The organism is Micromonospora sp. DT62 (genome assembly GCF_049847285.1).
Taxonomy (GTDB): domain Bacteria; phylum Actinomycetota; class Actinomycetes; order Mycobacteriales; family Micromonosporaceae; genus Micromonospora; species Micromonospora reichwaldensis.
Window position 1 is genome coordinate 70,162 of record NZ_JBNCOB010000030.1, and the last position, 22,745, is coordinate 92,906.

Annotated in this window: 19 protein-coding genes; 8 read left to right on the forward strand and 11 right to left on the reverse strand. The window is 73.5% G+C overall.

Features of this window, described 5'->3' with window-relative positions; all coding sequences use genetic code 11:
• Positions 1 to 31: 31 nt before the first annotated feature.
• From ACPXCB_RS28030 to ACPXCB_RS28040, 3 genes are read left to right on the forward strand one after another with little or no spacing between them, the layout of a single operon-like run.
• A complete protein-coding gene (locus ACPXCB_RS28030; RefSeq protein ID WP_425878813.1) occupies positions 32 to 1,633 on the forward strand; it encodes an acyl-CoA carboxylase subunit beta in 1,602 nt (533 codons plus the stop codon).
• A gap of 8 nt (positions 1,634 to 1,641) precedes the next feature.
• Positions 1,642 to 3,621, forward strand: a complete 1,980-nt coding sequence (locus ACPXCB_RS28035; protein ID WP_425878814.1) for an acetyl/propionyl/methylcrotonyl-CoA carboxylase subunit alpha — start codon at positions 1,642 to 1,644, stop codon at positions 3,619 to 3,621.
• A gap of 16 nt (positions 3,622 to 3,637) precedes the next feature.
• Positions 3,638 to 4,828 carry an acyl-CoA dehydrogenase family protein gene (locus ACPXCB_RS28040; RefSeq protein WP_425878815.1) on the forward strand — a complete coding sequence of 397 codons (1,191 nt, stop codon included), beginning with the start codon at positions 3,638 to 3,640 and terminating at the stop codon, positions 4,826 to 4,828.
• Positions 4,829 to 4,903: 75 nt separating this feature from the next.
• On the opposite strand, the gene ACPXCB_RS28045 is transcribed toward ACPXCB_RS28040, so the two are convergent.
• The 3 genes from ACPXCB_RS28045 to ACPXCB_RS28055 form a co-directional block, all read right to left on the reverse strand.
• Positions 4,904 to 5,533 (reverse strand): nucleotidyltransferase domain-containing protein, encoded by a 630-nt coding sequence (locus ACPXCB_RS28045; RefSeq protein WP_425878816.1) that lies wholly within the window; start codon positions 5,531 to 5,533, stop codon positions 4,904 to 4,906.
• A 387-nt stretch (positions 5,534 to 5,920) separates the two neighbouring features.
• Positions 5,921 to 7,033 carry a hypothetical protein gene (locus ACPXCB_RS28050; RefSeq protein WP_425878818.1) on the reverse strand — a complete coding sequence of 371 codons (1,113 nt, stop codon included), beginning with the start codon at positions 7,031 to 7,033 and terminating at the stop codon, positions 5,921 to 5,923.
• Between the two features lie 292 nt (positions 7,034 to 7,325).
• Positions 7,326 to 7,823 carry a hypothetical protein gene (locus tag ACPXCB_RS28055; protein WP_425878819.1) on the reverse strand — a complete coding sequence of 166 codons (498 nt, stop codon included), beginning with the start codon at positions 7,821 to 7,823 and terminating at the stop codon, positions 7,326 to 7,328.
• A gap of 109 nt (positions 7,824 to 7,932) precedes the next feature.
• Here ACPXCB_RS28055 and ACPXCB_RS28060 point away from each other — a divergent pair, with 109 nt between their 5' ends.
• A complete protein-coding gene (locus ACPXCB_RS28060; RefSeq protein WP_425878820.1) occupies positions 7,933 to 8,280 on the forward strand; it encodes a hypothetical protein in 348 nt (115 codons plus the stop codon).
• On the opposite strand, the gene ACPXCB_RS28065 is transcribed toward ACPXCB_RS28060, so the two are convergent.
• The 7 genes from ACPXCB_RS28065 to ACPXCB_RS28095 all read right to left on the reverse strand — a co-directional run bounded on the left by ACPXCB_RS28065 (position 8,257) and on the right by ACPXCB_RS28095 (position 16,059).
• Entirely contained in the window at positions 8,257 to 9,762 is a 1,506-nt protein-coding gene (locus tag ACPXCB_RS28065) for a protein kinase domain-containing protein (protein WP_425878822.1), read from the reverse strand. The genes ACPXCB_RS28060 and ACPXCB_RS28065 overlap by 24 nt on opposite strands.
• 30 nt (positions 9,763 to 9,792) lie before the next feature.
• Positions 9,793 to 10,263 (reverse strand): hypothetical protein, encoded by a 471-nt coding sequence (locus tag ACPXCB_RS28070; protein WP_425878824.1) that lies wholly within the window; start codon positions 10,261 to 10,263, stop codon positions 9,793 to 9,795.
• Between the two features lie 127 nt (positions 10,264 to 10,390).
• Positions 10,391 to 13,975, reverse strand: coding sequence for an adenylate/guanylate cyclase domain-containing protein (locus tag ACPXCB_RS28075; RefSeq protein ID WP_425878826.1), 3,585 nt, complete (start codon positions 13,973 to 13,975; stop codon positions 10,391 to 10,393).
• Entirely contained in the window at positions 13,972 to 14,799 is an 828-nt protein-coding gene (locus tag ACPXCB_RS28080) for an MBL fold metallo-hydrolase (RefSeq protein ID WP_425878827.1), read from the reverse strand. The genes ACPXCB_RS28075 and ACPXCB_RS28080 overlap by 4 nt, the downstream gene beginning before the upstream one ends.
• Before the next feature lie 120 nt (positions 14,800 to 14,919).
• The gene (locus tag ACPXCB_RS28085; RefSeq protein ID WP_357577958.1) at positions 14,920 to 15,381 is read right to left on the reverse strand and encodes a RidA family protein; all 462 of its coding nucleotides are present in this window, start codon (positions 15,379 to 15,381) and stop codon (positions 14,920 to 14,922) included.
• The gene (locus ACPXCB_RS28090) at positions 15,378 to 15,533 is read right to left on the reverse strand and encodes a DUF4177 domain-containing protein (RefSeq protein ID WP_018222171.1); all 156 of its coding nucleotides are present in this window, start codon (positions 15,531 to 15,533) and stop codon (positions 15,378 to 15,380) included. The genes ACPXCB_RS28085 and ACPXCB_RS28090 overlap by 4 nt, the downstream gene beginning before the upstream one ends.
• A 46-nt stretch (positions 15,534 to 15,579) precedes the next feature.
• Positions 15,580 to 16,059, reverse strand: coding sequence for a hypothetical protein (locus ACPXCB_RS28095; RefSeq protein ID WP_425878829.1), 480 nt, complete (start codon positions 16,057 to 16,059; stop codon positions 15,580 to 15,582).
• 611 nt (positions 16,060 to 16,670) lie between these two features.
• Between ACPXCB_RS28095 and ACPXCB_RS28100 the strand changes: the two genes are divergently transcribed.
• From ACPXCB_RS28100 to ACPXCB_RS28110, 3 genes are read left to right on the forward strand one after another with little or no spacing between them, the layout of a single operon-like run.
• Complete coding sequence (locus tag ACPXCB_RS28100) at positions 16,671 to 17,213, forward strand: hypothetical protein (RefSeq protein ID WP_425878843.1); 543 nt, start codon at positions 16,671 to 16,673, stop codon at positions 17,211 to 17,213.
• A gap of 26 nt (positions 17,214 to 17,239) precedes the next feature.
• Entirely contained in the window at positions 17,240 to 18,217 is a 978-nt protein-coding gene (locus ACPXCB_RS28105) for an ArsA family ATPase (RefSeq protein ID WP_425878830.1), read from the forward strand.
• Positions 18,218 to 18,271: 54 nt separating this feature from the next.
• Positions 18,272 to 19,423: an ArsA family ATPase gene (locus tag ACPXCB_RS28110; RefSeq protein ID WP_421455648.1), complete on the forward strand. Its 1,152-nt coding sequence runs from the start codon at positions 18,272 to 18,274 to the stop codon at positions 19,421 to 19,423.
• A gap of 6 nt (positions 19,424 to 19,429) precedes the next feature.
• Here ACPXCB_RS28110 and ACPXCB_RS28115 read toward each other — a convergent pair whose 3' ends face one another.
• Positions 19,430 to 19,750, reverse strand: a complete 321-nt coding sequence (locus tag ACPXCB_RS28115) for a WhiB family transcriptional regulator (RefSeq protein ID WP_132238543.1) — start codon at positions 19,748 to 19,750, stop codon at positions 19,430 to 19,432.
• Between the two features lie 404 nt (positions 19,751 to 20,154).
• On the opposite strand from ACPXCB_RS28115, the gene ACPXCB_RS28120 reads away from it, so the two are divergent.
• On the forward strand, positions 20,155 to 22,590 hold the full coding sequence (locus tag ACPXCB_RS28120) for a penicillin-binding protein (RefSeq protein WP_425878832.1): 2,436 nt from the start codon (positions 20,155 to 20,157) through the stop codon (positions 22,588 to 22,590).
• Positions 22,591 to 22,745: the final 155 nt, after the last annotated feature.

The following is a 22,745-nucleotide window of genomic DNA, read 5'->3' on the forward strand; positions in this document are numbered from 1 at the left end:
GAGCCCCGCAGTCACGAACGAAGGAGACACCGTGACGACACTGCGCAGCGCGGTCGACGCGTCCTCGCCGGGGTACCGCGCCAACCGGGAGGCCCTGCTGGAGCGCCTCGCCGAGCTGGAGACGGCCCTCGACCAGGCCCGCGCCGGCGGCGGCGAGAAGTACGTGACCCGGCACCACAAGCGGGGCAAGCTGCTCCCCCGGGAGCGGATCGAGCTGCTGCTGGACCCGGACAGCCCGTTCCTGGAGCTGTCGCCGGTGGCGGCGTACGGCACCGACTTTCCCGTCGGCGCCAGCGTGGTGACCGGCATCGGTGTCGTCGAGGGCGTCGAGTGCCTCATCGTCGCGAACGATCCGACGGTACGCGGCGGCGCGGTGAACCCGTGGTCGCTGGCGAAGACCCGCCGGGCGGGCGAGATCGCCCTGGCCAACCGGCTGCCGATGGTGAACCTGGTCGAGTCGGCGGGCGCGGACCTGCCCACCCAGGCGGAGATCTTCATCCCGGGCGGGCGGGTGTTCCGCGACCTGACCCGGCTCTCGGCCGCGAAGATCCCCACGGTCAGCGTGGTCTTCGGCAACGCCACCGCCGGGGGCGCGTACGTGCCGGGGATGTCCGACCAGGTGATCATGATCCGGGACCGGTCGCAGGTCTACCTGGCCGGGCCGCCGCTGGTGAAGATGGCCACCGGGGAGGTCACCGACGACGAGTCCCTCGGCGGGGCGGCGATGCACGCGAGCACGTCCGGCCTGGCCGACTTCCTCGCCGAGGACGAGGCCGACGGCATCCGGCTGGCCCGGCAGTGCGTACGCCGGCTGAACCGGCGCAAGCAGGGCCCGCCGCCGCGCAACCCGTCCCCGGCCCCGCCGAAGTACGACCCCGAGGAGCTGCTCGGCATCGCCAGCGCCGACCTGAAGGTGCCGTTCGACCCGCGCGAGGTGCTGGCCCGGGTGCTCGACGGCAGCGAGTTCGACGAGTTCAAGCCGGCCTACGGCACCGCTCTGGTGACCGGCTGGGGCGAGCTGCACGGCTATCCCGTCGGCGTGCTGGCCAACGCGCGGGGCGTGCTGTTCAGCGAGGAGGCGCAGAAGGCGGCCCAGTTCATCCAGCTCGCCAACGCCGCCGACACCCCGCTGGTCTTCCTCCAGAACACCACCGGCTACATGGTCGGCACCGAGTACGAGCAGCGCGGCATCATCAAGCACGGCGCTCTCATGATCAACGCGGTGTCGAACTCGACGGTGCCGCACCTGACGGTCAACCTCGGCGCCTCCTACGGCGCCGGCAACTACGGCATGTGCGGCCGGGCGTACGAGCCGAGGTTCCTGTTCACCTGGCCGAACGCCAAGTCGGCGGTGATGGGGCCGGCGCAGCTCGCGGGCGTGCTGTCCATCGTGGCCCGGCAGGCCGCCGCCGCCCGGGGCCGGGACTACGACGAGGACTCCGACGCCGCGATGCGGATGATGGTCGAGCAGCAGATCGAGTCGCAGTCCGGCGCGCTCTTCCTCTCCGGCCGGCTCTACGACGACGGGGTGATCGACCCCCGGGACACCCGTACGGTCCTCGGGCTCTGCCTGTCGGCGATCCACAACGGACCAGTCAGGGGCGCCGACGGCTTCGGCGTCTTCCGAATGTGAGGGCGGCCATGATCACGAGACTTCTGGTGGCGAACCGGGGCGAGATCGCCCGCCGGGTCTTCGCCACCTGTCGGACGCTGGGCGTCGAGACCGTGGCCGTGCACTCCGACGCCGACGCCGACGCGCCGTTCGTCGCCGAGGCCGACCACGCCGTCCGGCTGCCCGGGAACACGCCCGCCGAGACGTACCTGCGCATCGATCTCATCCTCGACGCGGCCCGCAGGACGGGGGCGGACGCCGTCCACCCCGGCTACGGCTTCCTCGCCGAGAACGCCGAGTTCGCCGCCGCGGTGACCGACGCCGGGCTGACCTGGGTCGGTCCGCCGGCCAAGGCGATCGCCACGATGGGCGACAAGGTGGCGGCGAAGGCCCTGCTCGCCGAGGCGGGCGTGCCGATGCTGCCCACCTGGACCGACGCCGACGAGATCACCGACTTCCCGGTGCTGGTGAAGGCGTCCGCCGGGGGCGGCGGGCGCGGCATGCGGATCGTCCGCGACGCCGCCGGGCTGGCCGAGGCCGTCGCCTCCGCGCGCCGCGAGGCGGCCGCGGCGTTCGGCGACGGCACGGTTTTCGTCGAGCGGTACGTCGAGCGGGGCCGGCACGTCGAGGTGCAGATCTTCGGCGACACGCACGGTACGGTGGCCGCCCTGGGCGTGCGCGAGTGCTCGATCCAGCGCCGGCACCAGAAGCTCGTGGAGGAGGCGCCCGGCGTCCTTCCGCACGAGGTGCGGGAGCGGCTGCACGAGGCGGCGGTGGCCGCCGGCCGGGCGGTCGACTACGTGGGCGCCGGCACGGTCGAGTTCCTGCTCGCGCCCGACGGGGAGATCTACTTCCTGGAGATGAACACCCGTCTCCAGGTCGAGCACCCGGTCACCGAGCTGGTCGCCGTCGGGGCCCTGGACCTGGTTCGCCTGCAACTGCTGGTGGCCGAGGGCGAGCCCCTGCCGGAACACCTGCACGACCGGGTGGCGGTGCGGGGGTACGCGATCGAGGTGCGGTTGTGCGCCGAGGATCCGGTGCACGGGTACCGGCCGGCGGCGGGGGTTCTGCACCGGTTCGCGATTCCCGGGGTGGAGCGTGAGTTCGAGAACCTCTCCCGGGCAGGCCTGCGGCTCGACTCCGGCGTCGTGGACGGCTCGGTGGTGGGCGTCCACTACGACTCGATGCTCGCCAAGGTGATCGCCTGGGCGCCCACCCGCGCCGAGGCGGCCCGCGCCCTGGCCGGCGCCCTGGCGGGGGCCGAGCTGCACGGCGTGGCCACCAACCGGGACCTGCTGGTCCGGGTGCTGCGCAGCCGCGAGTTCGGCGCGGTGGAGATCGACACCGGTTTCCTGGACCGGCACGGGGAGGTCTTCACCCCGCTGCTGCCGGCCGACCAGCTCCCCCTGGTGGCCCTGGCCGCCGTGCTGGCCACCGCCGCCGCCCGGCGGGCCGCCGCGCCGGTGCTCGCCGGCCTCCCGTCGGGCTGGCGCAACGTGCCCGCGTTCCCGCAGGTCACCCGCTACGCGGGACCGGACGGCGAGATCGAGGTCCGCTACCGGCTGGACCGCTCGGGCGGCCTCGCCGAGTGGTCGACCTCGCCGGGCGGGCCGTCGCCCGTGGTGAGCCTGGTCCAGGCCGCCCCGGACCGGGTGGTGCTCGACGTCGACGGGGTGCGGCGGGCGTACCGCGTACACCGGGTGTCCCCGGAGGTCTTCGTGGACGGCCCGGACGGGGCGGCGAGCCTGACCGAGCTGCCGCGTTTCCCCGAGCCCACGGCGGAGCTGGCGGCCGGGTCGCTGGTCGCGCCGCTGCCCGGCGCGGTGACCCGGGTGCACGTCGAGGTCGGCCAGCGGGTGGCGGCCGGCGACCTGCTGCTGACCCTGGAAGCAATGAAGCTGGAACATCCCGTGCTCGCCCCGGCCGACGGCGTGGTCGCCGAGCTTCCGGTCGCGGCCGGCGGGCAGGTCGACACGGGCGCCGTGCTGGCCGTGGTCAACCCCGAGTGAGCCTGGAGGCCCCCCGATGAACTTCGACCTCACCCCCGAGCAGGACCAGCTCCGCGACGCCGTGCGCGCCCTGGGCCGCCGGTACGGCCACGAATACTTCGTCGCCAAGGCGAAATCCGGCGAGCACACCACCGAGCTGTGGGACGAGGCCGGCCGGCTGGGCTACCTCGGGGTCAACATCCCCACCGAGTACGGCGGCGGCGGGGGCGGGATCACCGAGCTGGCCATCGTCTGCGAGGAACTGGCGGCGGCCGGCTGCCCGCTGCTGCTGCTGGTGGTCTCCCCCGCCATCGCGGCCACGGTGATCGCCCGGCACGGCACCGAGGAGCAGCGCAAGCGCTTCCTGCCCGGCTTCGCCGACGGCTCGCTGAAGGTGGTCTTCGCGATCACCGAGCCGGAGGCCGGCTCCAACTTCCACCGGCTCGGCACGGTGGCCCGCCGCGACGGCGACGACTGGCTGCTCTCCGGCCGCAAGTGCTACATCTCGGGCGTCGACGAGGCGTCGTACGTGCTGGTCGTCGCCCGCGTCGCTGTCGAAGACGGCCAGGCCGGCACAGGGGATGCCACTCCGCAGAAACTGAAGCCGGCGCTGTTCATCGTGCCGACCGACGCGCCGGGGCTGACCCGCTCCAAGCTGGACATGGAGATCGTGTCCCCGGAGAACCAGTTCCTGCTCTACCTCGACGACGTGCGGCTGCCCGCCGACGCGCTGGTCGGCGAGTCGCTGGACGCCGGCCTGCCGGCGCTCTTCGCCGGGCTCAACCCGGAGCGGATCACGGTCGCCGCGATGGGCGCCGGCACCGGCCGGTACGCGATCGAGCGGGCCAGCGAATACACGGCCACCCGCAAGGTCTGGGGCGGCCGGACCATCGGCTCCCACCAGGGCGTGGCCCACCCGCTCGCGCACGCCGCCGTGCAGGTCGAGCTGGCCCGCCTGATGATCCACAAGGCGGCCACCCTCTACGACGCGGGCCGCGACCTGGAGGCCGGTGTCTCCGGCAACATGGCCAAGTACGCCGCCGGGGAGGCCGCCGCGCTGGCCGTCGACACGGCCGTCCAGGTGCTCGGCGGGGCCGGCATGACCACCGAGTACGGCGTGGCCACGCTGCTCGGCGCGGTACGGGCCGGCCGGATCGCCCCGGTCAGCCGCGAGATGATCCTCAACTTCGTCGCCCAGCACGTCCTCGGCCAGGACAAGTCCTACTGACTCCGGCGGAAGGCTCACCCAGGTCAGGTACGGGATCCACCCGTTGAGGCAAGCTCTGACGGCGGGGAGCACCGCTCATCGTGGACGGGCGGTGCAGGTCTTCAGTGCTCGGCGCCAATGGTGGTCAGGAAGGGTGGTTCCCAGGGCATCGTCGAGCCATCGGCAGGCTGGTTGGCTGAGAAGCGGCAGGGCCGCGGCGAAGTCGATCTCATCCTTGGCCAGTTGGTTTGCCGGCTTCGCCTTGTAGTGAAGCTGGACCTCTGGAGCAAGGTACGGCCAGCCCTCGCGGGTGCGTCGACCGAGACGGTCGACGGGAAGTGTCACCGCCGGGTGGCGTCGTGAGTGCCAATGCCGCCCATCGGCGTTGTCGATCATGAACTGGAGCCGCCAGGGCGAGGTGGGATCTTCTCGGCACCAGATGTCGTGGACGTGTTCGGGAAGCAGCTCCCCGTCTCTCCAGGGACGCAGCTGCCCGGGCGGATCGGCGGCGTGGATGTCCCAGCCGGGTAGGACGTGGTGGACCATCCCCTGATCACGTCGAAGGATCAGGACGTCGATGTCACCGTGGGGGCGAAGACTGCGGCCGGCGAACAGTTCGATCGCGTAGCCGCCGGCGATCCACCAAGGCTGTCGGACGTCGCTGCGGCGGAACCGGTCCACGACCTGTCGAGGGGTTTCCGGCTCCCATGTTCCGAGATCGCTCATCGGTCCATCCGTTCCACTCAGCAGGGCTGACGCATCGGGCCATGTTTCGTCTGGCAACGTTGGCCGGGCGACGGAGCTGTCCGGTAGCCGGGTGCAGCCGATGACCATACCCGGCACCGTCGCTCAGGCGTCGGACCTGCCGCCCTTGATGTCCTGGACGAAGCTGGCCCACTGGTCGGCGGCGAAGGACAACACCTCCGCGTGAGCGGCGGACCAGGTCCGCCAGCCGGGCGTCGTCGAGGCCGCCCGACCCGGTGATCAGGACGCCATGGACCTCACAGCGGCCGGATAACGTCCATAGGATCCTGATCACGCGGCTCGCGCCCCGCGGCCCGCGGCTCGGGGCCGGCGGGTCAGCCGCGACGGCACCCGGCCGAGGGCGTAGCGCTAGCGCAGGACGTTGGCGATGTGGCCGCCGGCCTGGATGTTGGGGGCCTGGAACGAGGAGGCGACAGCGTTCCACGGCTCGGGATAAGGGCCGGACGGAGGGTTCGGCTTCGGGATGCGGATCTGCCACGCCAGGCTGTTGCCGCACCAGTCGCCGTCGAGGTGGTCGCCGTGGATGGTGGCGGCGATCGGCTTTCCGGGGACGGCGACGCCGGATGCGGTGGCTGCGGTCGGCTCGTGCCAGGTTCCGGCGACGTTCGAGGTGGCCCGGACGGCGCCGTCGTGGCCGGCGAACATGACGATGGCCGGGCCGCCGGCAAACTGGGCCGCGGCGAGGTGTGCCCCGGCCGGTGCGGCCCCGGCACCGGCGACGGTGACCGGTTGCCACGGGTCCGGTAGCGGGCCGCCGGTCAGCCTCACCTGCCAGATCCGTCCGTCGAGCCCGGTGACGAACCCGGCGAGGGCGGAGATGGCGGCGAGCCCGCCACCGGGCGTGGCGAAGTTCGGTGGGCTGGCCGGTGCTGTCGTCCAGGTGCCGGTGCTGTTCGACCGGACCACGCGGAGTGCGCCGGCGGTGCCGACAAACGCCACCCCGGAGGTGGTCCCGGGGATCGCGGCGACAACCGCGCCGGGCGGGGCGATGCCGGCGACGGTGACCTGCCGCGGCCCGACCGGCGCGCTGCTCAGGTACGACCTGTTGAAGACCGCGCCGTTGCGGCCGACGAAGAAGACGTCCAGGCCGGCGGCGGCTATCGGGGCCCCGGGTGGGGCCAGGCCGGCGGGGCCGTCGATGGTGACGGCGGGGCCGGGGCCGAGCGGCAGGGTCCGCGACATGACGAGACCGCCGTTCACGCCGATCGCGAACGCGGTGACGCTGCCGGATCCGGACCGGATGGTGGCGATGCCGGCCCCGGGCGGCGCGACATGCTCACCGTGCACCAGGGCCGGTGCGTTGCCGGTGGACTTGTAGAGGCCGTAGCCCGTGCCGATCGTGTACGCCTCGACCTGGCTGTCGGCGTACGCCGGTGAGGTGCCGATCGGCGCGGCCGTGAGGATCAGCGCGGCGCCCATCGCGACTGCGGCGCGTCGATGTCGGGCGCGGATCTCGATCATGCGTGCCCCCTGCGGGTGATGGAACCGGTAGGGACAGAATCGCCGCACGACCGCCAATCGCATAGGGTTTCATCGATCGATTTCGGGTGTCGGCATTTTCGGCACGATGATGAGGAGCCTCAGCGGCAGTTCCGCCTCGCTCGGGCATTTCCTGCCCGCGCTGTTGCGGGCCGGGGGGGGGGGGGGGGGGGGGGGGGGCCCCCCCCCCCCCCCCCCCACCCCGGAATTGTTCACCGTCGACGCTTTTGGCGGCGGCCAGGTGCAGCGGCCCGGTGTCAGCCCGCGCGCCGGGTCACCTGATGCCGGCCATCCACACCGGCGGTCTGGCCTTCGCACCGTCGGGCGCGTATTCGTCCGCCACCCGCCAGCCGGCGGATTCCTTGCGCAGCAGCAGGAAGCCGACGATCTCGCTGTGCGGGGCGCCCAGTCCGTAGACCTCGTCCTGGTCGACGAAGCCCATCCGGAGGGCGCAGGTCGCCACGGGATCGCGCTTCGCGTTCTTGCACAGCCCGAGGTAGCGGACCCCCGGGACGGCCGACAGGTGTCCGGCGATCGCCTCGTCCGGGTTGGCGTACCCGCCACGCCCGGCGGCCGACGTCCCGGGGGCGGCCGGCGAAGCGGAGGCGGCCGAGGACGCGGGGGCGGACGACGACGGGGCGGCCGGGGACGTCGGCGCGGCGCCGGTCGCGGGAGGCGGCGCGGCCGCCGGCTCCGGCGCCCCGTCCGACCCGCACGCGGCCAGCGCACCCGACACCAGCACGGCGGCGACGATCCGGAAGACGCGGGTCACCGGACTCCTCTCCCACGGGGACGATCGCGGCGACGATCTCAGTGAAGATCATTGCATCCGGTGCCGGCGACCCGGTTGACAGCGGGCCCCGCTCGGACATCCTGGACGGGTGAGACTTGCGAGGCCCGATGCACGGGCGAAGGCGGTGGCGGCCGCGCTGGTGGCGGCCTCCCTGCTGGTGACGCTGATCGTGTGGGGGCGCCAGGATCTCGTCGGCGTGACGTTGGCGCTGCTCTGCGTACTGACGACGATGATCGCGGCGGTGTCCGTGGCGGCGGCCCGGCAGGATGACGGCCCGGAACCGGCGGTCACGCCGAACGGCCCGGGGCAGCCCGTCGGGGGACTGTACGGCGTCGACGCCGACACGCTGGAGTCGCTGGACCACCGGGAGGCCGTGCGCGCCATGCGGGAGCGTCACCGGGGACGCGGCGGCTCAGCGACCCGTGAGGGTGGGTGAGGCGAGCGCGTCGAGCCCACGCCCGGCCAGGCAGCGGTACGTCCGGTCGGCGTCGGCACCGGCCGGGGGCAGCACCTCCAGGTTCCAGCCGTCCGCGTAGCTGATCCCGCTGGTGAGCCGGAAGGTGGTCTCGTTGCAGACCTCGCGTACCACCGCAGCCGCGCTGACCTCGTCGTGGCCGGCGCCGACCAGGGTGTCGGGGAGCTTGCCCTCGGCGTAGCTCTCCCAGGTGTGCTGGCCGTCGCAGGGCACCCGGGACGCCCGGGTCCGCGCGCCGCGCACCTCCATCGGCCCGAAGCACTCCAACTCGTCGGCGCAGCCCGCGCCGGCCGGCAACGCGGTCGTCAGGGCGCAGGCGGGCAGCACCGTGCTCGTCGCCGCCACGCCGGCCGTCGGCGACGGGCCCGGGCTGGAGACCGCGCCGGCCAGCCAGGCGCCGGCGCCGGCCGAGGCGGCCAACGCGACCATCCCGGCGCCGCCGAGGAACCAGCGCCGCCGACGCCGCTGGCCGGCGGTGGGCACCGTGGGGTGGAGGTCCTCCACCGGCGGTCGCGGAGCGGGCCGGGAGACGTGGTCCACGCCGTACGGGCCGACGGGGCCGGGCACGCCGCTGACCGGACCCGGGATGCCCGTGCCGCCCGCCGGGGAGCCGGCGGGACCGAGCGGCAGGCCGACCAGCAGGTCGCGCAGCTCGACGGCCGAGGGACGCTCGCCGGGATCGTTGGACATCCCGGCCCGGAGCACGTCGATCATCTCGGCCGGCACCCCGGGCAGGCCGGGAACCGGCTGGTGGAACATCTCCAGCACGGTGACCAGGCTGGGGTTGCGTTCGGACTGCCAGCGCGGCGGGCGGCCGTGCATCACCGCGTAGAGGGTGGCGCAGAGGGCGTAGACGTCGACGGCGGGCGACGGCGGGCTGTGGTTGAACATCTCCGGCGGCGCGTAGGCCGGGGTGAGCACCTCCAGGGCGACCGAGGCGTCACGCATCTCGGCCACCACGGCCAGCCCGAAGTCGGCCAGCACCGCCGAGTTGAAGTGCGAGTAGAGGATGTTCGCCGGCTTGACGTCGCGGTGCAGCACGCCGGCGGCGTGCGAGTGGGCGATGGCGTCGGCGATCTTGACCCCGAGGTCGCGCGCCTCGGGGGGCCCGAGCGGCGAGGTCCGCATCCGCTCGGCGTACGAGCCGTCGCAGAGCTCCATGATCAGATAGGGGTGCTGGTCGACCGTGACCCCGACGTCGAAGAGGTCGACCACGTGCGGGTGGGACGACATCCGCCCGGCGGCCCTCGCCTCGCGCAGGAAGCGGGCCTGGTCGTGCTCGCTGTCGAGGGTGCGATTCTCCACCTTGACCGCGACCTCGCGCCCCACCGAGATCTGGGTCGCCTTGTAGATCGTCGCGTAGCCTCCCCTGGCAAACACGCGCAGATCGGTCAGACCGGGCACAATGGGCGCCGGCAGGGCGCCGGGCGGGGTCGCGGTCACAGCTCGAAAATACCCAACCGGACCGACGGCTCAGTGAACCGCATCAGCGGCCGGCACGGCACCGGCTGCGGAGTCGCCTCCGCCGCCCACCGCCCCCGGGCCCGCGCGACGGTTGTCCCACCAGAGCCCGACGGCGGTCGCCACCGCGCCGAGGCCCTCCCAGGCGGCCACTCCGAAGAACCGCTCGGGCGCGATGTCGGCCAGCACCGCGATGCTGAACACCGTGAGCGTGACCAGCCGGAACAGCACCGTGAAGCGGAAGAACGACCGCCATTCGGTGGCGGTGGCGAGCAGGTAGTAGACCCCCATGTTGAACGAGGCCATCGAGGAGGCGATCAGGAAGGTGCCGGTGTGGTCGCCGGCCGCGCGCGTCGCCGGCACCTCGAAGCCGAGCATTCGCAGCAGCGCCTCCGGCCAGACCAGCCCGACCGCGCCCATGAGCAGGGCCAGCACGCCGAAGACCGCGATCGTCCATCCGGCGGCCGAACGCGGCAACCTCATCACGGCCCTCCCCAGACCCGACGCGGTCGCACGACCGACCGCCCCTCGGACCTGACACGCTATCGGCCATCCCCGACACACCGCATCCCCAGAACCGCCAGACCTTCCGGTTCCGGGGTTCGCGGGACTAGGGGGTGGCCAGGCGCGCCCGCAGGGCGTCGGCGGCGGCGCGCTCACTGCGCTGCTCGGTCGCGTACGCCAGGCGGACCGCCTCCTCGGCGCTGGCGAGCGCCTCCGCGGGCCGGCCGCAGGCCGCGAGCGCCTCGGCGAGCACTCGGGCGGCGACCACCTGGCTGCGCACGTCCTCCGCCGGGGCGGCGACGGCCCGCCGGGCCCAGTCCAGCGCCTGCTCGCACTGGCCGTGGGCGAGCAGGGCGGACGCGTACCGGGCCATGGTCTGGCGGCGGGAGAAGAGCAGCGAGGGCACGGTGGCGGCGGCGGTGGCCACCGGGGCGAGCAGCCCCACGGCGGTCGCGGAGTCGCCGGCGGCCAGCCGGGCGGTGGCCAGCAGCACCCGGGGCCCCACCTGGGCGGGCGCCTGCGGGTTGTGCGGTTCGACGGCGGTCAGCACCGACCGGGCGTCCCGCTCGGCCGTGTCGCAGTCACCCAGATCCAGCGCCACGAACCCGCGCAGCGTGCCGGCCATCCCGGTGAGCAACGGGTGCGACGTCCGCTCCGCGTACGACAGCGCGTCGGTGAGCAGGTCGGCGGCGTGCCCCGGCTCGCCCAGCCCGCGTGCCACGACGCCCCGGACGACCAGCGCGAACCCGCGCCCCCAGTCGTCGGAGGCGGCGGCGAACTCGCGGTACGCCCGACGGGCCCCCCGGTCCGCCTCGCCCAACTCGCCCAGCTCGGCGGTGGCGAACGCCTCGACCGCGCGCAGCGTGCCCACCGCCCACGCCTCGCCGACCCGCTCGCCGAACGGCAGGAAGACCTGCGCCATCCGGCACGCCTCGCGCAGCCGGCCGGCGAGCAGCCGGGCGAAGGCGGTGGTGCCACGCAGCCAGGCCCGCCCGTACGGGTCCTTCAGCTCGGCGAAGAGCCGGGCGGCCCGGCCGAGCACGGCGTCGGTGCCGGCGAAGTCGCCCCGGGTCGTGGTGACCCAGGCCAGGTTCTGCAACGACCACGCCTGCCCTCGGCGGTCCTGCGACTGGAGGCTCACCTGGTACGACGCGGCGAGCCGGCTGCTGGCCTGCCCCAACCGCCCGGCGACGAAGTCGGCCATGCCGAGGCGGCGCATCGCCGAGGCGCGCAGCGTCGGCAGCCCGCCGGCCGTGGCCACCTGCAACGCCTCCTGCCAGCAGCCCACCGCGCGCGCCTGGTCGCCCATGGTCTGGTGGGCCTGCCCGGCGAGCAGCAGCGCGCTGCTCCGGACGACGGACTCGTCGCCGGCGTTGGCGGCGATCTTCTCGGCGAAGGCGAGCGCGTCGGCGGGGCGTCCGACCTGGAGCAGCGCCCGGGCGTGCACCACCCGGTCGGCCGCCGGCACCCCGTCACGGGCCAGCTCGGCCGCGCGTTCGGCGTACTCCACGGCCAGCGCGGGCTCACCCGCCTGCAACGAGCGGCGCGCGGCCCCGCCGAGCGCGGCGACGCCCAGGCCGACGACGGCCCGCGCCGCCGCGTCCGGCCGCAGCCCGACCGCGTCGGCCAGCGCGGCGGCCCGTTCCACGTGCTGGGCCACGAAGACGTCCCGGGCCGCCTCGGCGAAGCCGCCCGGCGCGCCCGCCCCCGCCGACGGGCCGGCTGCGGCCCACCGGGCCAGCGCCGCGTGCCGCTCGGCCAGTTCGGCCTTGCTCACCCCGGCGTACGCGGCCTCCCGCATCAGCGGGGTCGCGAAGGCGTACCCGGCGCGGGTGCGGTGCAGCATCCGGCGTTGCAGCAGCTCCTCCACCGCCCGTTCCAGCTCGACGGCGACCACCGCCGCCGGTCGGCCGTCGCGGCCGGCCCGCTGCCCGCGCAGCGCCTCCAGCGCACCGTCCGGCACCGTGTCGCCGACGACGGCCGCGTCCCGCAGCACGGAGCGGGCCTCCGCCGGCAGCGCGTCGATGCGCGCGGCGAGCACCGCGGCCAGGTCGCGGGAGAGCAGGCGGCTGCCGAGCGAGCCGGGCACCAGTCGCCAGCCGCCCGGATTCGGGGAGTTCCGCTCGGCGACGGTGGTCAGCGCGCCCCGCTCCATCAGTAGGGTGACCAGCTCGGCCAGGTAGAACGGGTTGCCCTGGGCGGTGGCGAGCAGCCGGTCGGCGTCGGCCTGTGGCAGCCTGCCGCCGCCGAGGTAGGTGGTGAGCAGCCGGGCCGCGTCGGCGCCGCGCAGCGGCGGCAGCGCGTGCACCTCGGCGTCGGCGACCCGGGTCAGCGCCCCGGCGGTACGCACCAGCTCGGGCCGGCCGAGCAGCAGCACCAGCACCGGGCCGGCGAGCCGGGACAGGGTGATCCCGAGCGCCTCGATGGTCTCGGCGGTGGCGTCGTGCAGGTCGTCGACGACGACCACCAGGGGTGCCTCCCCGGCGAGCGCGGTGAGCAGGTCCGCGACCGCGTTCGGCACGGCGTCGGCGTCGACGGGCTGGGCGGTGCCCCACTCGCCCTGGTCGGCCGGGCCGCCGCCGGGCAGCTCGGCGTACCCGAGCAGGGCCAGCAGCTGGTCGATGGCGACCGGCGCCGGCGCGCCGGTGCGGCTGAGTCGCTGGCCGAGCCGGCGCAGGCGTTCCTCGACGGCCGGGCGGGTGAGCGCGGTGGCGGCGTCGTTGGGCAGGCCGACCGCCGCCCGGACCAGATCGGCCAGGGGCGCGAGCCGGCGTCGCTCGCCGAACGCGGCGCAGCGCACCGACAACACCCGGGCGCCGGTGTGTGCGGCGTACCGGCCCGGGCCCACGTCGTAGCCCGCGGCGAGGCGTTCCACCTCGGCGGCGAACCGGGACTTGCCGATCCCGGCCTCGGCGGTCATCAGCAGCACCCGGGGTTCGGCGCGGTCGATCACCTCGGCGAGCCGGCCGGCGACCCGGCCGATCTCGGTCTCCCGGCCGACGAAGGGCGCCTCGTCACCGAGGCCGGAGCGGGTGCCCGGGGCGTCCAGGAGACCGAGCAGCTCGTACGCCTCGACCGGCTCCCGCTTGCCCTTCAGCCGCAGCGGGCGCAACGCCCGCCAGGAGGCCACGTGCCGGGTGGCGGCGGAGGTCCGCGCCCCCGCGTAGACCGCGCCGACGGCGGCGGCGTCGGCCAGCCGGGCGGCGGTGTTGACGGTGTCGCCGATGACCGTGTACTCGATGGCGGCCTGGATGCCGGCGATCACGTCGCCGGTGTTCAGCCCGACCCGCAGGCCGAGCGGCGCGCCGCCGCCCCGCTCGTCGTCGAGCACCCGGCGGACCGCCCGCTGCATCGACAGCGCGGCCCGCACGGCCCGCTCGGCGTCGTCCTCGTGCGCGACCGGCGCCCCGAAGACCGCCATGATCCCGTCGCCGGTGAGCTTGTCGACGTGGCCGCCGAACGTCTTCACCGCGCCGGCCAGCGCGGCGAGCACCCGGTCGGTGACCGCGCCGACGCGTTCCGGGTCGAGGTCCTCCGACCAGGAGGTGAAGTCGGACAGGTCGCCGAAGAGCACCGTCACCACGCGGCGTTCGGCCGCGGGCAGCGTCGCGGCGGCCGGTAGCGCGGCGCCGCAGTTGTGGCAGAACCGCGCGCCGGGCACGGCGACGGTTCCACACACCGGGCAGGTCACGCTTGCTCCAACCCCGCGGCGCCTCCGCCGGATTCCCGGCCCAGGTACTCCAGCTGGGCCCGGACGGACCACTCGGCGGCCCACCACAGCGACCGGTCGACGTCGGCGTAGACCGTCACGACCACCTCCGCGGCGGTGCTGGCGCCCGCGGCGACCGCCGCCCGGACCTGGTCGAGCCGGGCCCGGCGGTGGGCCAGGTAGAAGTCCGCGGCGACGCCGCAGTCGGCCAGCGCCGGGCCGTGCCCCGGCAGCGCCGGGATCCCCCGGTACGTCGAGAGCAGCTCCAGGCTGGCCAGGTAGTCCCCGAGGTGCCCGTCCGGGTGGGCGACCACGGTGGTCCCCCGGCCCAGGATCGTGTCGCCGGTCAGGACCACCCGCTCGTCGCCGTGCTCGACCAGGAAGCAGACCGAGTCGCCGGTGTGCCCGGGGGCCGGCACGAGTCGGACGCCCAGCCCGTGGCCGGCCAGTTCCCCGCCCGGCCCGGTCAGCGGCTCCCCGGCGATGGTGTGCGCCGGGTCGGCGGCGCGTACGGGCACCCCGCCGAGCAGCTCGTGCAGGCGGCGCGAGCCGTCGGTGTGGTCGGGATGGCCGTGGGTGATCAGCACCAGGCCGATCGGCCCTTGCGCGGCGATCGCCGCCAGGTGCCCCTCGTCGGCCGGGCCCGGGTCGATCACGACGGCGTGCTCCTGGCCGGGGGCGCGCAGCACCCAGGTGTTGGTGCCGTCGAGCGTCATCGGCCCAGGGTTCGGGGCACGCAGCAGCGTCACCCAACCCGGCAACTCGTCGGCGAGCGCCGCCGCCGGCGCGGTGAAGTGCCCGGTCATGGCTGCGATCGTACGGCCCCGCCGGCCACTCCCCGCGATCTTGCAGGCTCCGCCTCTGATACGTCCCAGTTCACGGCTTTTGCCGGGCGCAGCACGCAAGATCGCGGGGAGGTGGTGCGGTCAGGAGACCTCGACGACGACCTCGACCTCGACGGGGGCGTCCAGGGGCAGCTCGGCCACGCCGACGGCGCTGCGCGCGTGCCGGCCGGCCTCACCGAAGACCGCGCCGAACAGGTCGGACGCGCCGTTGATCACGCCCGGGATCGCGGTGAAGCCCGAGGAGGCCGCGACGAAGCCGGTCAGCTTGACGATCTTGACGACGTTCTCCAGGCCGACCAGCGAGTCGATCGCGGCCAACGCGTTGAGCGCGCACTGCTGGGCCAGGTCCTTGGCCTGCTCGGCGGAGACGCCGGCGCCGACCTTGCCGGTGGCGAGCAGCTTCCCCTCGACCATCGGCAGTTGCCCGGAGACGTAGACGTGCTGCCCGGACTGGACGGCCGGCACGTAGCTGGCCAACGGCGGGGTCACCTCGGGCAGCGTGTGCCCGAGTTCGGCGAGTTTCGCGTGCGGACCGTTGCTCATGCCTTCGGCCGCTTCAGGTAGGCGACGAGCTGCTCCGGGTTGGGACCGGGAACCACGGAGACGAGTTCCCACCCGTCCTCACCCCAGTTGTCGAGGATCTGCTTGGTCGCGTGGACCAGCAGCGGGACCGTGGAGTATTCCCACTTCTGCATCGGTGGAGGGCTCCCTTGGCTGGAGTTCGACTTCTCGACGCACAGCCTACGGTCCGGCGGACGGGCGGGGCGCGGGACGTTGCTCCGGGGGCGCCGGCACCTCCCCGCAGGAGCCGCCGTGCTCGTACGGCTGGGGGCAGCGGGAGCGGTCCGGCAGCAGCAGGTCGCAGAAGACCCGGTGCCGGTTGTTCTGGTCGTCGGTGCTGGAGACGGTGGTCTCGCCGGCATCCAATTCGCTGAGGAAGCTCAGCGAGGTGGCGACCGTTCCGGCCAGCGCGGTGGCCGCCCTCAGGTCGGCGACCCGGATCGGCAGGTGGATGACGAAGCCCGGCTCCTCCTCGTCCCGGGCTCCCGGGCCCGGCCGGGCGGGCGCGCGCACCACCTCGACGGGTTCGGCGAGCCGCCGGTACGACCGTTCGTTGACGGGCAGGCCGACGCCGCCCTCGGCCTCCCCCGGGAAGCCGGGCCGCCGCGCCCGGTCGCCCACCGGGAACTGGGCCCGAGGAATGTTTTCCACGTCGCGCATGCCTTGCCTCCGGACGTCGTACCTGGTCAGGTCATCGCTCGCGGTCGGACCCTCCGCCCGGCCCGCCCTCCGCGCCGCTGAGAACGTAGGTCGGCGGCGACAGCCACGCCAACCGGACGCGCACAGACGATCACCCAAAGTCACATATGCGACACACGATCGGTAAGGAACTTGACGGCACCCGCCGCCCCCCGGAGCGGGGAACCGACCGTTACCCTTCCGGTCGGACGGGCGCTCCGCCGGCTCGCCGCCAGCTCGATCACGCTCGTCGCCCGGTCAGGCGACGACGCCGCAACCCGGGGGATGAGATGACCCAACCACCCAGCGGTGGCCCCGTCGGACCGCCGGCCGACCAGCCCGGCTCCCCGGCGGCTCCCGGCCCGGCCGCCGCACCCGACCATGCCACCCCACCCGACCATGCCACCCCACCCGGCCCGGAGGCCGCACCCGGCCCGGGCGCCGCACCCGGCCCGGCAGTCCCATCCGGCCCGACCGCCGGGCCCGACCCGGCCCCCCCGTCCGGTCCGGCCGCCGCTCCTCCGCCCGGTCCGGTCGCCCCACCCGGCCCCGCCGCCCCTCCGCCCGGCCTGGCCGCCGCCCCTCCGCCCGGCCTGGCCGCCGCTCCTCCGCCCGGCCCCGCCGTCGCCCAGGACCCGTCGATCCCGCCGGCCCCGGCCGGGTACCCGCCCTACCAGCCGCCCGCCGCGCCGAAGAAGAAGCGCGGCGTGCTCATCGCCTCCATCGCCCTGGCCGTGATCCTGCTGCTCTGCGCCGGCGGCGGCGTCGTCGCGTTCCTGACGCTGCGCGACGCCGACAGCGGCACGGGGGCCAAGGAGCCGACGGTCGCGGTCGACGAGTTCCTCAAGGCCGTCTACCAGGAGCGCGACGCGGACCGGGCGGCCGGCCTGGTCTGCTCCTCGTCGCGGGACCAGAAGAAGATCGCCGCCAAGGTGGCCGAGGTCGAGAAGCACGTCTCGGCCCACCAGAACCCCCGGTTCCGGTGGAGCACCCCGAAGGTGGACAACCAGACCGGCGACCGCGCCACGGTCACCACCAAGGTCACCATGACCACCGCCGACGAGAAGGTGGCCGACCAGGACCTGCGGTTCACGGTGGTGAAGAAGACGGGTTGGTGGGTCTGCGAGGTCGCCTGAGCCCACGGCCTGGATAGGCTCGACGGGTGCGCGCAGCAGAGTCGCCGGCCGACCCGGCCGGCACCCAGTGGCCGGCCCGCCTCCACGTCGTGACCGGCAAGGGGGGCACCGGCAAGACCAGCGTCGCGGCGGCGCTGGCCCTCGCGCTGGCCACCGACGGCCGGCGCACGTTGCTGGTCGAGGTCGAGGGACGGCAGGGCATCGCCCAGCTCTTCGGCACCGATCCGCTGCCGTACGAGGAGCGGCGCCTGACCGACGCGCCGGGCGGCGGTGAGGTGCGGGCCCTGGCGGTGGACGCCGAGGAGGCCCTGCTGGAGTACCTCGACATGTTCTACAAGCTCGGCGCGGCCGGCCGGGCGCTGCGCAAGCTCGGGGCGATCGACTTCGCCACCACCATCGCCCCGGGCCTGCGGGACGTCCTGCTCACCGGCAAGGTGAAGGAGGCGACCACCCGCACCGCCGGCCAGCGGCGCGCGTACGACGCGGTGGTGCTGGACGCGCCGCCCACCGGGCGGATCGGCCGGTTCCTCAACGTCACCGCCGAGACGGCCCGGCTGGCCAAGGTGGGCCCGATCAAGACCCAGAGCGAGGGGGTCGCGGCGCTGCTGCGCTCCCCGATCACCGCCGTGCACGTCGTCACCCTGCTGGAGGAGATGCCGGTCCAGGAGACGGTCGACGCGATCGCCGAGCTGACCCAGCTCGGCTTCCCGGTGGGGCGGGTGATCGTCAACGGCGCCCGACCCCCGCTGCCCGCGGGCCGGGTGGTGGCCGCCACCGAGCTGGAGCGGGGGCTGCGCGCCGCCGGGCTGCCGACCGACCGGGACACCGTGGCCGGGCTCGTCGCCGAGGCGCGCGACCAGGCCATCCGCCGCGAGCTGGAGGATTCGCTCCGCGCCGACCTGGTGGAGCTGGGGCTGCCGATGACCGAGCTGCCGCTGCTGCCCGACGGGGTGGACCGGGCCGGCCTGGACCGGCTCGCCGCGACCCTCGTCCGGGCGGATTGACTCACACCTGCGACCGGCCCGGGCGCACGGACCGACCCGGCCCGATACGCTCGATTGGTGCCTTCCGAAGACGCGGCGCCGCAGCTGGACGTCGACCAGATCCTCGCCGATCCGGGCGTCCGGATCGTGGTGTGCTGCGGGGCGGGCGGAGTGGGGAAGACGACCACGGCCGCCGCGCTCGCGCTGCGCGCCGCGGAGCGACACGGCCGGCGTACGGTGGTGCTCACCATCGACCCGGCCCGCCGGCTGGCCCAGTCGCTCGGGCTGACCGAGCTGGACAACACCCCCCGCCAGGTCAAGGGGATCGACGTCGAGGCCAGCGGCGGTGAGTTGCACGCCATGATGCTCGACATGAAGCGCACGTTCGACGACGTGGTGCTCCAGCACACCGACCCGGCGAAGGCGGCGGAGATCTTCGCCAACCCCTTCTACCAGGCCATGAGCTCGACCTTCGCCGGCACGCAGGAATACATGGCGATGGAGAAGCTGGGCCAGTTGCACGCCCGGGGCGAGTGGGACCTGATCGTGGTGGACACCCCGCCGTCCCGCTCGGCGCTCGACTTCCTGGACGCACCGGCCCGCCTGTCCCGCTTCCTCGACGGGCGGATGCTGCGGCTGCTGCTGGCCCCGGCGCGTACCGGCGGGCGGAGCATGTTCAGCCTGGTCACAGCCTCGTTCGGGATGTTCTCCAAGGTCGTGCAGAAGGTGCTCGGGGCCCAGTTGCTGACCGACCTCTCCGGTTTCGTCGCCGCGTTGGACTCGATGTTCGGCGGCTTCCGGCAGCGCGCCGAGCAGACGTACCGCATCCTCCAGGCGCGGGAGACGGCCTTCCTGCTGGTCGCGGCGCCGGAGCCGGACGCGGTCCGGGAGGCTGCCTACTTCGCGGGCCGGCTGCGCGAGGAGAAGATGCCGCTGGCGGGCCTGGTGCTCAACCGGGTGCACCGCTCGGCGGTGCCCGGGCTCGACGCGGCGGAGAGCCTGGCCGCCGCGGAGCGGCTGGCCGGCCTCGGCGGGCACGAGGGCACCGTCGAGGTGCTGCGGGCCCACGCGGCGCTGGCCCAGCAGGCGGTACGCGAGCGGCAGGTGGCGGCCCGCTTCACCGAGGCGTTCCCGGCGGTGCCGGCGGTGTCGGTGACGGCGCAGCCCGCCGACGTGCACGACGTCGACGGGCTGCGGACGATCGGCGCGGCGATCAGCCGGCCGTGACGGTGCTCAGCCTGCGGTGGTGACGAGGATCTTGTCCTTGCCGGTCTTGTCCTTGGCGTTCTTCTTCATCGCGGCCTCGAACATCTTGCGCCAGCTCGCCACCTGTGGGTGACGGCGCAACAGCGCGCGACGTTCGCGTTCGGTCATGCCGCCCCACACTCCGAACTCGATCCGGTTGTCCAGCGCGTCGGCCAGGCACTCGTACCGAACTGGGCAGCTCCGGCAGATCCGCTTCGCCACGTTCTGTTCGGCGCCCTGTACGAACAACGCGTCCGGGTCCCCGTTCTGACACGCCGCCAGCGACGGCCAGTCAGTGATCATGCCCATCTGTACACGTCCCCCCTTGCAGTACCTACCGACCCCGTCGCGGACCAGCCGGCAATCCCCCCGATCGCCCTGCCCGCCTTCCCCAAGGCGGCACGGACGACATGTGGCGCTGTCGCCGCCACCATCATGCTCTGTAGTCGCCTGATTACGCAACGTTGTCGGCGAAATCCATCATTCCGGACACTCCCGGCTTCCCGGGCTTCGCGACCGCCGGTTACCCCGTCGGGGTCCGTGAAAACGCTGCGGGCCCCCTCCGTCAGGAGGGAAACTCGGCGGCGGATTCACGCAACCACTCACCGGGGGTCGTGCGTTTAGCACAACGAGGTCGGCGCGCGCAGGAAATGGGGAAAGAACGCCCCGGCGCCCCTCGTTCCCTACTCGCGTACCCTGTCGAGGTGACCTGGATGCGGAAACGTGACCACAATGTGCTGACCAACGCCGCATCGCTACTCATCTGTGGCCTGTTGGCCGGCGTGGTGGTCGCGGCGGCGGCCTTCCCCGCAGTGGCGATGTCCGGACTGGCCGCGAAGGCCGGCGCCGAGACCTTCGGCGCACTGCCCAAGGAGCTGACCGTGGCCCGCGCGCCGCAGATCAGCTACCTTCTCGCCTCCGACGGCAAGACACCGCTGGCGACCATGTACGACGAGAACCGTCGCGACGTGAAGCTGGCCGACATCGCGCCCGTCATGCAGAAGGCGATCATCGCCGCCGAGGACCACGACTTCTACAAGCACAACGGCGTCGACCTCAACGGCATCGCCCGGGCCTTCGTCAACAACCAGTCCAACGCGTCCAGCCAGCAGGGCGCCTCGACGCTGACCATGCAGTACGTCCGGCTCGCCATCGCCTACTCGGCGAGCCACCCGGCGGACGTGGTCGCGGCCACCGAGGACACCAGCGCCCGGAAGCTGCGCGAGATGCGCTACGCGATCCAGATCGACAAGGAGCTCTCCAAGGACGAGATCCTGGAGCGCTACCTCAACATCGCCGCGTTCGGCAACGGCGCGTACGGCGTCTACGCCGCCAGCCAGGTCTACTTCAACAAGCCGCCGAGCAAGCTGAAGCTCGAGGAGGCGGCCATGCTCGCCGGCATGGTGAAGGCGCCGAGCACCAACGACCCGACCACCAAGAGCGGCCACGCGGCGGCCCTCGCCCGGCGCAACTACGTCATCCAGAACATGGTCGAGACCGCCGCCATCACCCAGCAGGAGGCGGACGCGGCGAAGGCCACCAAGCTCGTGGTCACCGGCAAGCGCGCCCCCAACGGCTGCGTCTCGACCAACGAGAAGGGCTGGGGCTTCTTCTGCGACTACTTCTACCGCTGGTGGATGCAGCAGGAGACGTTCGGCTCGACCTCGTACGACCGGGAGCGGCGGCTGAAGAGCGGCGGCTACACGGTCATCACCACCCTGGACCCGCAGGCCCAGCGGGGCGCCGACAAGGCCGTCCGCAAGGCCAAGTCGGAGAAGAGCAAGGAAGCCGCCATGGTGGCGGTGCTCGAGCCGGGCACCGGCCGGGTGCGGGCGCTCGCGGTGAACCGCAACTTCAAGCTCGACGACCCGAAGAAGCCGGTCAACAAGGCGCACAGCGACCCCAAGCAGCGCAAGAAGGGCAAGCTCGGCAACTACCCGAACACCGTCAACCCGCTGCTCACCGGCGGCGACGGCATCACGGGCTACCAGGCCGGCTCGACCTTCAAGATCTTCACCATCGTGGCGGCGCTGGAGAAGGGCATCCCGCTCGGCTACACGATCAACGCCCCGCAGGCCTTCAAGTCGGAATACATCGTCGAGGCGGGCAGCCCGGCCGCCTGCCCGGGCACCAACAAGTACTGCCCGACCAACTCCGGCAAGAAGGCCGGCGGCGTCCAGAACATGTGGAGCGCCTTCTCCTCCTCGATCAACACGTACTTCGTGCCGCTCCAGCAGCAGGTCGGCGCGGAGAACGTGGTCGACGTGGCCAAGCGGCTCGGCATCCAGTTCCGGGTCACCAGGGAGAACGAGTGGGCCAACAACAAGGAGTACGCGCACGACTGGGGCGCGTTCACCCTGGGCGTCTCGAACACCACCCCGCTTGAGTTGGCCAACGCCTACGCCACCCTCGCGGCCGACGGCAAGTACTGCGAGCCCATCCCGGTGCAGATGATCAAGGACCCGGAGGGCAAGAAGCTCGACATCGCCAACCCGCGCTGCGAGAAGCGGGTCAGCACCGAGGTGGCCCGCGCCGCCGTCGACGCCGCCCGCTGCCCGGTCGGTGACAACTCCTCCACCAGCAAGTGCGGCGGCAGCCGTACGGCGGCCGAGGTCAAGCAGGTCGTCGACGCGCCGGTGGCCGGCAAGTCCGGCACCACCGACTCGGAGAAGAGCGCGGCCCTGGTCGCGATGACCAAGCAGTACGCGGTGGCCGGCATCATGGCCGACCCGGACTGGCCGCAGACCAACGTCAAGATGAAGCACAAGCAGAAGGACGGCATCAACCCGCCGGTCTACGAGACGCTGCGCGACGCCATGAAGGGCAAGGACCGGAAGAACTTCGAGCCCCCGGGCAAGAAGATCTCCGAGGGCGACCAGCGCCGGATCCCCGACGTGAAGTGCCTCGACCCGGAGCAGGCGAAGTCCCGGATCAAGGCGGAGGGCTTCGACGCGGTCATCTCCGACATCAAGGTCCCGTCGAGCTGCCCGGCCGGCAAGGCCGCCGGCACCAGCCCCGACGGCCGGACCATCAAGGGCGGCGTGGTCACCATCCAGATCAGCTCCGGCGGCGGCACCGCCCCGGGCACGACGCCCGACAACAACCGGCCGAACACCCCCGGCCGACCGCCGGGTCGCTCGGGCGGCTGAGCCGGCCGGACGAACGCCACGGGCGGGCACCCTTCGCGGGGTGCCCGCCCGTTTCGCGTACGCGGGTCGGTGCGGCCCGGGATGCTCCTATAGACGTCAAGGGGTGTTGAGGGCGGTGAAGTCGGCGAGGAGGGCGGTGTGGACCTCGCGGACGA